The sequence below is a fragment of the Treponema denticola genome (assembly GCF_024181405.1).
GTDB classification, from domain to species: Bacteria; Spirochaetota; Spirochaetia; order Treponematales; family Treponemataceae; genus Treponema_B; species Treponema_B denticola_D.
In genome coordinates this window covers 2,092,245-2,105,586 of sequence record NZ_CP051302.1, presented here as the reverse complement: position 1 = coordinate 2,105,586, position 13,342 = coordinate 2,092,245, and the positions used below count along the sequence as shown (strand labels likewise).

Annotated in this window: 13 protein-coding genes; 2 read left to right on the top strand and 11 right to left on the bottom strand. The window is 37.8% G+C overall.

Annotation, left to right across the window (positions count from 1 at the left end; translation table 11 throughout):
• Window position 1: 1 nt before the first annotated feature.
• The 11 genes from HGJ18_RS09820 to HGJ18_RS09770 all read right to left on the bottom strand — a co-directional run bounded on the left by HGJ18_RS09820 (window position 2) and on the right by HGJ18_RS09770 (window position 11,170).
• On the bottom strand, window positions 2-964 hold the full coding sequence (locus HGJ18_RS09820; protein ID WP_253696194.1) for an ABC transporter ATP-binding protein: 963 nt from the start codon (window positions 962-964) through the stop codon (window positions 2-4).
• Window positions 957-1,955, bottom strand: coding sequence for an ABC transporter ATP-binding protein (locus tag HGJ18_RS09815; RefSeq protein ID WP_253696193.1), 999 nt, complete (start codon window positions 1,953-1,955; stop codon window positions 957-959). The genes HGJ18_RS09820 and HGJ18_RS09815 overlap by 8 nt, the downstream gene beginning before the upstream one ends.
• Window positions 1,952-2,914 carry an ABC transporter permease gene (locus tag HGJ18_RS09810; RefSeq protein ID WP_253696192.1) on the bottom strand — a complete coding sequence of 321 codons (963 nt, stop codon included), beginning with the start codon at window positions 2,912-2,914 and terminating at the stop codon, window positions 1,952-1,954. Before HGJ18_RS09810 ends, HGJ18_RS09815 begins: the two co-directional genes overlap by 4 nt.
• A 2-nt stretch (window positions 2,915-2,916) precedes the next feature.
• The gene (locus HGJ18_RS09805) at window positions 2,917-3,858 is read right to left on the bottom strand and encodes an ABC transporter permease (protein WP_253696191.1); all 942 of its coding nucleotides are present in this window, start codon (window positions 3,856-3,858) and stop codon (window positions 2,917-2,919) included.
• Window positions 3,859-3,994: 136 nt separating this feature from the next.
• Window positions 3,995-6,229: a methyl-accepting chemotaxis protein gene (locus HGJ18_RS09800; protein ID WP_253696190.1), complete on the bottom strand. Its 2,235-nt coding sequence runs from the start codon at window positions 6,227-6,229 to the stop codon at window positions 3,995-3,997.
• A 234-nt stretch (window positions 6,230-6,463) separates the two neighbouring features.
• On the bottom strand, window positions 6,464-7,744 hold the full coding sequence (gene murA, locus HGJ18_RS09795) for a UDP-N-acetylglucosamine 1-carboxyvinyltransferase (RefSeq protein WP_253696189.1): 1,281 nt from the start codon (window positions 7,742-7,744) through the stop codon (window positions 6,464-6,466).
• Window positions 7,745-7,764: 20 nt separating this feature from the next.
• Window positions 7,765-8,469, bottom strand: a complete 705-nt coding sequence (locus HGJ18_RS09790) for an early set domain-containing protein (protein WP_253696188.1) — start codon at window positions 8,467-8,469, stop codon at window positions 7,765-7,767.
• Between the two features lie 51 nt (window positions 8,470-8,520).
• Entirely contained in the window at window positions 8,521-9,132 is a 612-nt protein-coding gene (pth, locus tag HGJ18_RS09785; protein WP_253696187.1) for an aminoacyl-tRNA hydrolase, read from the bottom strand.
• An 11-nt stretch (window positions 9,133-9,143) separates the two neighbouring features.
• Entirely contained in the window at window positions 9,144-9,881 is a 738-nt protein-coding gene (lptB, locus tag HGJ18_RS09780; protein WP_253696186.1) for an LPS export ABC transporter ATP-binding protein, read from the bottom strand.
• Window positions 9,874-10,590 carry an LptA/OstA family protein gene (locus tag HGJ18_RS09775; RefSeq protein ID WP_253696185.1) on the bottom strand — a complete coding sequence of 239 codons (717 nt, stop codon included), beginning with the start codon at window positions 10,588-10,590 and terminating at the stop codon, window positions 9,874-9,876. Before HGJ18_RS09775 ends, lptB begins: the two co-directional genes overlap by 8 nt.
• Entirely contained in the window at window positions 10,547-11,170 is a 624-nt protein-coding gene (locus tag HGJ18_RS09770) for an LptA/OstA family protein (protein WP_253696184.1), read from the bottom strand. The genes HGJ18_RS09775 and HGJ18_RS09770 overlap by 44 nt, the downstream gene beginning before the upstream one ends.
• A 128-nt stretch (window positions 11,171-11,298) precedes the next feature.
• On the opposite strand from HGJ18_RS09770, the gene HGJ18_RS09765 reads away from it, so the two are divergent.
• Together HGJ18_RS09765 and HGJ18_RS09760 are read left to right on the top strand one after the other, a co-directional pair.
• A complete protein-coding gene (locus HGJ18_RS09765) occupies window positions 11,299-12,114 on the top strand; it encodes a CheR family methyltransferase (protein ID WP_253696183.1) in 816 nt (271 codons plus the stop codon).
• Window positions 12,115-12,153: 39 nt separating this feature from the next.
• Window positions 12,154-13,278: a protein-glutamate methylesterase/protein-glutamine glutaminase gene (locus HGJ18_RS09760; RefSeq protein ID WP_253696182.1), complete on the top strand. Its 1,125-nt coding sequence runs from the start codon at window positions 12,154-12,156 to the stop codon at window positions 13,276-13,278.
• Window positions 13,279-13,342: the final 64 nt, after the last annotated feature.

The window sequence follows — 13,342 nt, the reverse complement described above, 5'->3', positions numbered from 1 at the left end:
ATCAATCTTGAATTAAATGGCAGGCAGTAAAATGCCCCTCTTCAGTTTCGATTAATTCCGGCGGAATCGATTTACACTTTTCAAAAGCCTTTGGGCAGCGTTTGTAAAAACGGCAGCCTTGAGGGGGATTGATTGCACTGCTTATTTCTCCGTGGATATGAATACGCCGTGCCGACATGGGAGAATCTATATCGGTACTTGGGATTGCAGAAATTAAGGCTTGAGAATAAGGATGAAGCGGATTTTTATATAGGTCGACACTTTTTGCGAATTCCACAAGTTTTCCCGAATACATAACGCCGACCTTATCGGAAATATATTTTACTATAGATAAATCATGGGCAATAAATAGATAGGTCATTTTAAATTCTTTTTGAAGCCTTATCAATAAATTTATTATCTGAGCTTGAATCGAAACATCAAGGGACGAAATAGGCTCATCACAAACTATAAAGTCGGGCTCCACTGCCAGGGCTCTTGCAATTCCTATTCTTTGTCTTTGGCCTCCCGAAAATTCATGTGGAAATCTATTGGCATGTTCAGGCACAAGGCCTACGGTTTCAAGAAGAGAGTATACAGTATTCTCCATTTCTTTTTTTGTTTTATATAAATTGTGAGCTTCCATTCCCTCCGAAATAATTTGCGAAATTGTCATACGGGGATTAAAAGAAGCAAAAGGATCTTGCAAAATTATTTGAGCTCTCTTTTTAAAAGCGTGTAGTTCTTTTTTTGAGGCCGAGCCGATTTCGGTTCCGTCAAAAATTATTTTTCCGGCAGTAGGACGGTAAAGGCCGAGAACGGTTCTCCCTAAAGTGGTTTTGCCGCAGCCCGATTCTCCTACAATGCCTACCGTTTCTCCTCGGTTTATCGTGAAGCTTACATCATCCACTGCATGTAAAATTTCTTTACGGCCCAGAGTAAAATATTTTTTTAAATTGCAAACTTCTAGAAGAGTATCAGCCATTGTTTTTTCCTTTTGCAAATTCATGTTGAAGCCAGCAGGAAGTAAAGTGTTCATTACTTACCTGCATTTCGGGAGGTTTATGCCTAAGGCAAACTTTCATACATTTTTCGCATCTGTCGGCAAAAGCACAGCCGTCTGAAATAGAAAGCATATCGGGATGATTGCCCTCGAGTGAATAAAGCTTATTTTCTTTTAATTGATCTATTGAGGGAACGGCTGCAAGCAGAGCCCTTGTATACGGGTGTTGTGCATTTTTAAAAATATCTTCGGCCCTTCCGCGCTCGATAATTTTTCCGGCATACATAACCTGAATGCGGTCAGCAATTTCGGCCGCAACTCCTAGGTCATGCGTGATGAGCATTACGGCCGTCTTTGTTTCTTTTTGAATTTTTTGTATAAGTTCCAATATCTCGGCTTGAATTGTAACATCTAAGGCTGTTGTAGGTTCGTCGGCAATTAAAATTTTAGGATTGCCTGCGAGGGCTATCGAGATTAAAACCCTCTGCCTCATTCCTCCCGAAAATTCGTGAGGGTATTGCTTGAGTCTTTTTTCGGGGTCAGGAATTTGAGCCAGCTCTAACATTTTTACGGTTCGCTCTAAGGCTTCTTTTTTGCTCAACCTTTGATGAATTAAAATGCTTTCCATAACCTGCTTGCCTATGGGCATCGTAGGGTTTAAATATGTCAGAGGGTCTTGAAAAATCATGGATATTTCATTTCCTCTTATGTGCTGCATTTCTTCTTCGGAATATTCCAAGATATTTTTATCTTCAAAAATAATTTGGGATTTTTCGTGTATGCGTGTTTTTTTTCCGGGGAGGAGTTTTAAAATTGAATGAGCCGTAACGCTTTTTCCGCAGCCTGACTCTCCGACAAGTACAAGAGTTTCATCCTCGTACAGATTAAATGAAATTCCGTTTACGGCATGGATTGTTCCTGCATAAGTTTTGAAAGTAACAGCCAAATCTTTAACTTGTAAAATAGGTTTCATTTGTACTTCCTTAAATGCGGATCCATTGCATCCCGTAGAGCATCGCCGATGATTTGTAATGATAAAATTGTCAGGCTTATAAAAAGGGCAGGGAAAAATAATTGATAAGGATAAAAGAGCATTGTCTTTTGTGCCTCTGATGCCAACACTCCCCAGCTGGTATATGGGGGCTGAATTCCTAAACCTATATAAGATAAAAAGGCTTCTCCAAAAATAAATGAAGGAATATCAAATGTTAAGGCGATTATCATGATGCTCACAGTGTTGGGAAGTAGATGCTTTATTATAATTTTAAATGAACTTGTGCCTAAGGCCTGTGCCGCCAAAATAAAATCCTGATTTTTTATTTGTAAGACTTGACCGCGCACAAGCCTTGCCGTAAAGCACCAGCCTGTAATTGTCATTGCGATGATAATCGAAAAAATTCCTTTACCGAAAATAAGAGAAATTAAAATAGCCGTAATTAAATAAGGAATACTTGAAAGAATTTCGACTATACGCATCATTATAGTATCGGTTCTTCCGCCTGCGTAGGCTGAAATGCCTCCATAAATTAAACCCATGCTCATGTCGATTGCAGCTCCTATAATTGCAATTATAAGAGAAACGCGTCCGCCATTACAGACCCTTGTAAATATATCACGCCCCAATTCATCCGTTCCAAAAAAGTGAGAAAAAGAAGGGTTTAAATTTTTTTCTTTTAAATTTCCGTCATCGGCTGACCGGCCGCTTAAAATCGGGCCGAATGAACATATCAAAATAATTAACCCTAAAACTGCACAAGAAAAAAGCGCTCTCTTGCTTTTTTTAAATCTCCGCCTTACATCTTCCCAAAAGCCTATACTGACCCTTGTTGTTTGAAGCGTTTTTTTTGTTCTTATAACGGGTTCAAAATCCGATGGACTTAAATTTAGTTTCTTAGCCGGCTCATCATAGCTTACAGTTTTTTTCTCGTTCATTTTTAAAGAACCTCATTTTTTGCTTGCACCTTAATTCTCGGATCGAGCAAGTTATAAGCTATGTCTACTATAATTAGAGATGCTACATATAGAAAAGAAATAAAAATAGTTTGCCCCATTACCATCGTATAATCTCTTTCTGAAATTGAACGTACAAAATAGGAACCCAGTCCGGGAACCGAAAAAATATTTTCGATTATAAAGGTGCCTGTGAATGTAAAGGCTATTTGAGGGCCGAGCATAGTTATGATCGGTAAAAAAGCGTTCCGTAAAATATGGCTTTTTATAATTCTTACCTTTGAAGCGCCCTTTGCCCTTGCAGTTAAAATATAATCTTGGTTTATAATATCCAAGTAATTGGAACGCATATATCTTGAGTATTTTGCAATCGGACCTATAGCCAAGGCTAAAGAAGGCATGACTGTATATTTAAAACTTCCCCAGCCTGTAATCGGAAGCAGGTTGTGTTTAATGCCGAAAAAGTATTGCAGCATCTGTCCCAGAACAAAATTGGGAATGGATATTCCTATAACTGCAATTAGTATAACGGCATAATCGAATTTTTTTCCGCGCTTAGCGGCTGATAATATGCCTAAACTCAAACCTACTGAAACGCCGAAAAATAAGGCTTGGAGTCCCAGTCTTGCCGAAATAGGTGCGTGGGTTTTTATTACATCGGTAACAAGCCTTCCTCGGTAATAAAGCGAGGTTCCCAAATCACCCTTCATCAAAAGATTTTTCCAAAAAACCAAATATTGAGTAAAAAGAGATTTGTCGTATCCGTATTGAGAATAAAGCTCGTTCCGTCTTTCTTCAGGTAAATTTTCAGCTATGGTTTCAATAGGATTGCCCGGAATAATATGCACTAAAAAAAAGGTAATACTTGCAACTATGAACATTGTAAGAATACCGTATAAAATTCTCTTTAAAATAAAGTTAAGCATATTGTAAACCGAGCCTTTTGTTAAGCTAAAAACAAAGAATATCACAAATTCGGTATAATAGGAAGAGGTTAAAATTTTAAAATCATAAGGAGAAAAGTTTTCAGAGCGATTGGCTCTGAAAACTTAAAGCTCTAATTTATATTTTGAATTTGCCGACTTCTTGTGCCAAGGCTTCAATATTCATTTTATTTTTTTGTGAGATACCCTTTACTTCGGAACAGGAGGTTTGTATTTGGTTTGTGCCTGCCGACATTTCTTGGATGCTGTTATTTATGATCTGTGTCAAACCCTCAAGCCTGTTCATTTCTTTGACGGCATCTTCTCCTGCCTTAAGCATTTCTCCGGAGCCTGTTTGAACATCTACAGTTATGTTGTTTATATCATGAATTGCAGATAGAACTTTATGACTTCCGCTCTCTTGCGCTCTCATTGCAGCCATAACGCTGCTGCTCATTGATTTTACATTTTCAGCGAGACTAAAAATTGCATTAAATTTTTCTTCTACGGTTTTTGAAGAAGATGCTAATATGGAAATTTCCTCTGAGAATTTTTTAAGAGCAGACGATATTGATTTTCCTTGAAGACTTGATTCTTCGGCTAATTTTCTGATTTCATCCGCAACTACTGCAAAGCCTCTTCCTGCTTCTCCGGCATGGGCAGCTTCAATTGCCGCATTCATGGCCAACAGGTTTGTTTGACTTGCAATGTGCTGAATTACATTTGAAGCTTCAATCAAGCTGCCTGATTCTTCTGCAATTTTTTGTGTAACAGAATTTGAAAGGTGGAGAGCATCCTTACCATAGACTGTTGCATCTGCCAACTCTTTAATTGCCGAATCGCTTTGGTCCAATATTTTTGTTACTGAAGAAATATTCGCAACCATTTCTTCAATTGCGGAAGAAGATTGCACAACATTTGCAGCTTGACTTTCAATACGGCCGTCTAACTGTTTTATTGTTTGAAGAATTTGTTCAACATTTGCAGTCGCTTCGCTCACACTTGCCGACTGAGACTCAGCTTGGTCTTTTACCTTTAAAATATTTTTGCTTATTTGGCTTATTGAACTTGCGGTTTCAAAAACGTTTACTGCAAGAGTTTCGCCTGTCTTTTGCATATCCAAAGTACTGTTTGCAACATTCCTTACCGTAAAACCTATTTTTTCTATTGTTTGATTAAAGGAATTAGATAGGTCTGCAATTTCATCCTTACCCTTTCCTGTTAAACGGGCTGTCAAGTCTCCGTCTCCTTGAGCAATATTTCTGAGAGCCTTAACTACGCCTGAAATTCTTTTTGTTATTCCGTTTATTATAAATGTTAGAATGATTATTGATGCAATAAAACCTACCAATAAAATTATGGAAACAAGTTTAATTAAATTTGTACTTTCTTCATAGATTTCTTTTTCCGGTATTGAAGTGCCTACAAACCATACTTCATTCGTACGGCCTATCTTGACAGGTGTAAATACTTCAAGATGCTTATTTCCATTTACTTGAGTTTCAATTAAAAATGGAGTGAGAGACCTCTTTGAATCAAAAAAGTAAGTTGCTATTTCTTTGTTTTCAAATTCGGGAAGGGTTTTTGATATTAGGTTTTTATTTTTATGCGCAAGAACGGTGCCTTTAGCTGAAATGAGAATTGCATAGCCTGATTTAAAGAAAACTTCTTGTGAAAGTTTTTCCTGCATATAATCAAGGGAGTAGTCAATTCCTACAACTCCCAAGGCTTTTCCTGTTTTGTCGCGTATTGGAATTGCAGTACCTGCAACATAAATCATGTTTCCTTGGAGTTCATATCTATTAGGCTCAATCAAAATACCATGTTGCGAGGTCTTGGGTTTTTCATACCAAAAACTGCTTACATACTCGGTTAATGGTACCATTGAAATTTTACCGTTCACCTTTGTCCAATAAGGAATAAACCTTCCGCTATTGTCATGACCTTCAGTATTTTTAAATTTGTAGTCAAGTTTATCTAGAGCATTAGGTTCCCAAACAGTCCATATATCTATAAATTTTTCCGAATCTTTTAAAATTTCTTTTTGTAAACTATTAAAATAAGATCTTCTGTTTTCCGGCGGAATATCTTGGAAGGATTCAAATGTTTTTGCTAAGGTTTTATTTGTATCGTATACATCCTTGATGACAGTCTCAACAAAGGAGCTGAGTTTTTTACTGGAATCATATAATTTTACAACAGCATTTCGTTTTGAAGTTCCGCTCAGTTGTTTTACAAGGACTATACTTGTAAGAATCAAAAAAACAGATAAAACCGAAATTAAGGCAATCATTATTTTTTTTCTTATCGTTAAAATTGAATATTTGTGCATTCTTTGAAGTTTGGAGACTTTTGTACCATTGATTTCATTCATAAATTTATCCTCCTAAATATTATAAAAGATTCAATAATTGAAATGTGCTTAATTTGAGTGCAGGTTAGTATTTTATTCTGTAAGCTAAAGTTTTATATACTTATAGAATAAAATCTTGTTAAAATATAGAAGCACACTGCGATTAAAGATAATAGACGGAAAGAATTTACAAAAAAAAATAAAGATGGTCAATAGCTCTTATATATAAAATTATATAGAAAATAACAATGCTTTCTATTTTTCTTTAAGCTCTATTTTTACGCCTATGGATTTGAGTCTTTCTACCAGATGCTCATAACCTCTTTCTATTTGGTAGACATTTCGGATAATGCTTTCTCCCCGGGCACAGCAGGCGGCTATTACCATGGCCATGCCGGCTCTTACATCGGGAGAAACCAATTCGCTTCCGTGGAGGGAGCTTGGGCCCGAAATGACTGCTCGGTGAGGATCGCACAGGGTAATGCGGGCTCCCATTCCGATTAGCTTATCTACAAAGAACATTCTGGATTCAAACATTTTTTCGTGGATTAAAACCGTGCCTTCTACCTGTGTTGCTATTACGGTCATTATACTAGTAAGATCAGGCGGAAAACCCGGCCATGGGGCATCGTCAATCTTGGGTATCATTCCTCCGAGGTCACAGTTTACCTGCATCTTTTGCTTATCGGGAACGGTAAGGGTTGTTCCTTCTAAAGACCAGCCTATGCCCAACTTGCCGAAAGCAACCTTTAACGGCCGCATATCTCTAGGTTCTACATCGGTAATTTTAAGCTGGCCGCGGGTAACGGCAGCAAGACCGATAAAAGAACCTATTTCCATATAGTCAGGGCCGATGCGGTGTTCCGTACCGTTCAATTTTTTGACACCTTCGATAGTCAGTATATTGGAGCCTACTCCGCTGATTTTTGCTCCCATCTTATTTAACATCTTGCAAAGCTCTTGAACATGAGGCTCGCTTGCTGCGTTTGAAATGATGGTAGTCCCTTCTGCAAGGCTGGCTGCCATGATGGCATTTTCCGTTGCAGTAACGGAAGCTTCATCCAAGAATATGTCTTCTCCCATCAGCTTGTGTGCAATAAAAGAAAAATTTTGATCGGTTTCGACTCTGGCTCCCAATTCCGTCAGGGCTAAAAAATGGGTATCGAGACGGCGCCTTCCGATAACGTCTCCTCCCGGAGGGGGCAAAACAGCCTTACCTGTTCTTGCCAAAAGCGGGCCTGCAAATAAAATGGAAGCCCTTATCTTTGTCGCAAGATCCTCAGGTATCTTGCTTGTTTTTACCTTTTCTATTTGGAGCTTAAATACGTTTTTTTCTATTTTTTCGTAGTGACCTCCCAGAGCTTCAAAAACTTGAAGCATTACAAAAACATCCTCAATTTCGGGAATGTTTTTGAGGATAATGGGTTCTTCCGAAAGGATGGCGGCCGCAATACATGGCAGGGCTGCATTTTTATTTCCGCTTGCTTTTATTGTTCCATTTACGGGAAATCCGCCTTGTATAATATATTCGTGCATACATAACTCCTATAAAAACTTTAATTAACGGTTATAACCGAAGCGACCCGTCCATCAGCCGTATATACATAATTTTTATTTGTATTATCCGGCAGCTGGCTTCCGCCTGAAAAGTAAGCATATAACCAAGTTCCCGAAGGTAAATTTAAATTCAACTCATATCGTCCAGGAGAAACCTCTATAAGCTCATACATAAAGGGATCCCAATTATTAAAGGAGCCGGCAAGCCTTATAATTTTTTTAGGTTCTCCTAAATATGTAAATTTTACCAAGCTTTTATTGCTTACCTCGGTTTTATACTCTTTTTTGTAAGGAACTTCAATACGTGAAACACTCATGCTGTGTATGCTATCGAAGACTGTGTTCCTATTTACCGGATCCGATGACCAAAGCCCGTCTATTACAAGCCTGTATTCTATTTCCGTTAGCTCATCGGGAATCGGAAGAATATAGAATAATATGGGTTCCTTGCCTTCATACAGTTCGCTTTGGGGAAGTTTTTGAAAAGAATGAATATGCTTGTAGTCTTCATGAGAAAAGGCTATACCTACATGGCGCCTGGCGGTTGAAGTAAAGATTATGTGACCGTCCTTAATTTTAGGAGCTTCAATGCGCACAATAGACTCTACGAGTTTTTGATAAACTTCGGGCTCAATACTCTTTTCCGAAAAAGCCGTCATCAAAAAAAGGCTAATAAAAATTAATAAGAATACTGATTTTTTCATACTCATCCTTATTTTAGTTTCGGAAAAATAAAAAAAATCTTAAGTAAGAGTTTAACTTTGAGGAGGCAGTACCTTAGCCCATTTTTTTATAAGAGTTTGAGGTTCATCAGCTTCCAATAATTCTTTAAAAAAAGAGTCGGCTTGAGGTGTTTGGCTTTTTAGGACATCCAATTCGTATTGTGCAAAGCGGGAAAGCACATAGCCTGAAATATCGGGGGAAGCATCTCCTCCTTGAGAAGAAAAATCCGGCCGGCCTATGCCTATTCTTAGGCGGAAAAAATCTGCCGTATTTAAAACCGATTTTATGGAACGTAATCCGTTGTGTCCGCCGAGGCCGCCTGACCACTTAAAGCTGAGAATGCCGGGTTTTAATTCAAGTTCATCATGTACTATTAAAATATTTTCAGGCTTTAGTCTAAAAAAGGAGGAAGCTGCTATTACGCTTTCTCCTGATAGGTTCATATAGGTTTCAGGTTTTAATAGATGTACAGCCCTGCCGTCCGTCATAGAAGAAGGCAGCTTTGCATATTGTCCCTTAAATTTACCCTGCCATACGGCATTTGAGCCTATCTCGATTGAATCGCATAAAACCCAAGCTGCATTATGCCTTGTATTTTCATATTTTTTTCCGTAGTTGCCTAAAAAAACGATTAAGTCTATCATCTCATCTCCAATTACATTCTAAATTCTTCGCCAAGATATATTTTTCGGGCAATTTCGGAATTTAGAATTTCATCCCGTGAGCCTTGTTCTACAATTTCTCCGCTGCCTATTATGTAGGCTCTGTCGGTTATCTCCAGGGTGTCCCTGACATTGTGATCTGTTATCAAAATTCCTATGCCCTGATCGGCTAAAATACGGACTATGCTTTTAATGTCATGTACTGCAATCGGATCTATGCCGGCAAATGGTTCATCCAAAAGCAAAAACTTGGGTTCAATGGCTAGGGCTCTGGCTATTTCGGTTCGCCTTCTTTCTCCTCCGGAGAGGGTATAGGCTTGTTGTTTTCTGTTTGCTGTAATTCCGAATTCTTCAAGAAGAAATTCAAGCCTTTCCATTTTTTGTTCTTTGGAGAGGTCTTTACGTGTTTCTAAAATCGCATAGATATTTTGTTCTACGGTTAGTTTTCTAAAAACCGAAGCTTCTTGCGGTAAATATGAAATTCCTGCGTGGGCTCTTTTATACATTGGCAGGTTTGTTATCCTATTTCCGTCCAAATATATGTTGCCGGAATTCGGTTTATAAAAACCTACAATCATATAGAATGTGGTAGTTTTTCCTGCTCCATTAGGGCCCAGCAGACCTACAATTTCGCCCTGATACATCGAAAACCCGATATCCTTTACCGCATGTTTTTTTCTAAAAAATTTGTTTAATCCTTCAACTTTTAAAATACTTTTTTCGTTAAACATTTGGTTTTTCCTCTTGATTTTGGTCCGGTTTGGTTTCAGCTTGGGGTTCGTCTTTTCCCTGCTCGACGGAACCTCTGACTCGTCCGTCAAGGGTTATATCTTCCGTATCCAAATTAACGGAAATCTTTCCGGCCCTAAATTCGTCCTTTCCTTTTTTTACGACGGGACTGCCTGTTAATTCTACATTTGATTCTTTTCTATTGTATAAAGCAAACATTGAAGTACAGTTTATATCTTTATTTATTATTTTTACATTAAAGCGCATAATAATTATTTCTTGCTTTTTTTTATATTCAATATTTTCGGCATTAATACTTACATCATTTTTTGTGTCTCTAAGCTCCAGTTTTCCGAACATAGTAACCGTATCCGTTTTTCTGTCAAAATTGATTAAATCGGCCTTGAAGCTGTATCCTTTTTCTTCGTCCTCACCCTTAACCGAACCTGTTGCATTTACATATCTATAGTCTTTTCCGTAAATTTCGATACGGTCTGCCGATATGGTTAAGCTGTCTACCTTAACTTCGGCATTTCCTATTAAATTGGTCGATTTTTTATTTTCAGATACCGAGGCTGTTACCTTATCGGCTTTAAAACTTATTGTTGATGTTTGAGCATTAATATCAATTAAAAAAAGGAATATGAGAATACATACCGCAAAAGGCTTAAGGCTCTTGTGATTCCGAATTTCGGTTTGAATTTTCTTCATTTTCATTCTCCTCATTTTTAGTCTGAATTTTACCTTCTATAGAGTTTAAAAATTCGAATTCTTTAGAAAGAGTGTTTGCTATAAACCCCGATCCGCTTATGTAAAGCTCATCACCTCTTTTTACCTTTACCGGATCGCCTTCTACTCCATATAGGAGGTTTTCATTTTTGTTCCAAAAAAATGCATCTCCGGAAATCATAAGGCCTTCTTTTAAATCTTCAAAAAAAACCTTTTGCCCCAAAAAGTACTGATTATTTTTTTCATCTATTTTGATAATTCCGGCTCGTCCCTTGAGTTCTGCCTCCGGATTGCCGTTTTCAAACGATTTTTTATCTATTTTAACGAAATGCAGATTTTTCCCGGCCCATATTCTATCCGAATCATAAATCTCTAATTCCATAAAATTTATACGCAAATTTAAGGAATTTTCTTCATATTGATCCAAATTTGCATTTTTAAATACAAAATTCGGTTTTTTTTCAAAATTTTGTGCCTCTTTACTATAGTTTAAAGTACAAGAAAATGATATAATAGCAAGAATGGAGGCTATAATAAAAGTTTGAGCTTCCTTAAAATTCATAGTTTATTATACTATCTTTTTTAATCTTAGTCAAAAGCCTTTGACTGCCGATTGACATAATATCGTATAAAGCATAGACTATGTGAAAGATTTAAAAAATAAATTTAAGGGTGACAGGAGCCTAGAGTATGGCAGATTTTTTAACTGATCAAGAATTCCGTATGTTCAGCGATTTAATATATACCGCAAGCGGTATTACTTTTTCCGATACTAATAGGTCTATTTTAGAAAGCAGGTTAAAAGAAAAACTTAGGGATAAGAAACTTGAAAAGGTGTCTGATTATTATGCGATGCTTATTAAGGATTCGGAAGAGCAAAAGAGCCTTTTAGACTCCGTTACAACAAACCTTACAAGGTTTTTTAGAAACCAGCCTCATTTTGATGCATTGGAAAATTACGTTATACCTGAGCTTGTAAAGGTAAAAAAAGCTGAAGGAAAGAATAAACTTAAAATATGGAGCGCCGGATGTTCAACAGGGGAGGAACCTTATACCATAGCTATGGTTATGAAAAAACACCTTCCGATAGGATTTACTGCCGAAATTACGGCCTCCGACTTATCCTTAAAATGTCTTCTTGTCGGTAAGACCGGCTTTTATCAGGAATCCAGAGTTACAGGAATCCCTGAAGATTATTTGAAGCTTTATTTTGATAAGCTAAATGACGGTTATCAGGTAAAAAAAGACATAATGCAAATGGTGAATTTTGACTATCATAACTTAAAACATGACTCAAAACATACCGATTTTGATCTTGTGTTTTGCCGAAATGTTTTGATCTATTTTGACGAGCCTGCTCAAAAAGAGGTTATTGATAGGTTTTGGCGTGCTATGTCGCCTAAATCTTTTTTATTTATAGGTCATTCCGAATCTCTTTTTGGTATGGAAACTCAATTTAAGTTTTTAAAAACGGATTGGGCTTGTTTTTATCAAAAGGGTTTTTGATTTTAAAGGTTTTATATAATTCTTCTAAAGGAGTTTTTTATGGAAGATATTCGTGTCTTAATAGTAGACGATTCTGCATTGATGAGAAACCTTATAGGGAAGATTGTTGATGCTACTCCCGGCCTAAAAATAGCCGATAAGGCAATGAACGGCCGTTTTGCCCTTCAAAAACTTGAGCGTGTGGCTCCGGATGTTATCGTTTTGGACTTGGAAATGCCCGAAATGAACGGTATCGAATTTTTAAAAGAGTTAAAAAAGCAAAACATAAAGATTCCCGTAGTAATCTTGTCCAGTATTGCAAAGGAAGGAGCCAAGGTTACTATGGATTGTTTGGAACTTGGAGCTTGCGATTTTATCACAAAGCCTTCCGGTTCGGAATCTGCCAATCTTACTACCGTTTCAGAAACTCTTTCCAAGATGCTGCTTGCCTACGGCCGACGTCATCAAATTGAAACAGGTATAAGAGGCGCAGATACAATAAGATCTTTCTCTGTCTCTGAGCCGTTTAAGAGTGTTATCCCTAAGCCTATGACAGCGGCTGAGCCTCAAAAAGAAGAAAAACCTAAGGCTCAACGAGAGCATGGAAATATTCAGATTATTGCTATAGGTATTTCGACCGGCGGGCCGAATGCTTTACGCCAAGTTTTTGCATCTATCGATAAAGATCTTCCGCAGCCGATAGTTGTGGTTCAGCACATGCCGCCCGGCTTTACAAAGGAATTTGCTTTGAGTTTGGACAAAATTTGTCCTCTTGAGGTAAAGGAAGCTGAAGACGGCGATCTTATAAAGCCCGGCCGTATTCTTATCGCTCCCGGCGGAAAACATCTGGTTGTAGAAAAACGCTCTCTTGCCGCCGTTGCAAAGATTATAGATACTCCGCCCCAAAGCGGCCATAAGCCAAGCGTTGATGTTCTGTTTGGATCTGTTGCAAAGGAATACCAAAACCATGCTCTCGGAATAATCATGACCGGTATGGGAAAGGATGGTGCCGAGAATATTACAAAACTTTACACCGAAGGCTCCCGCACCATAGGACAAGATGAAGCTTCTTCAGTTGTATACGGTATGCCCAGGGTTGCATGGGAAATGGGCGGAGTTATGGAACAGGTAAGTCTTGATAATATGGCTGCGACCATAAATCGTTACGGAAAGGAATTTGCTTAAAAATTTAAGCTTATCTTAAATAAAAACCGTCCGAAAGGGCGGTTTTTTTGTGCGTAAAATTTTT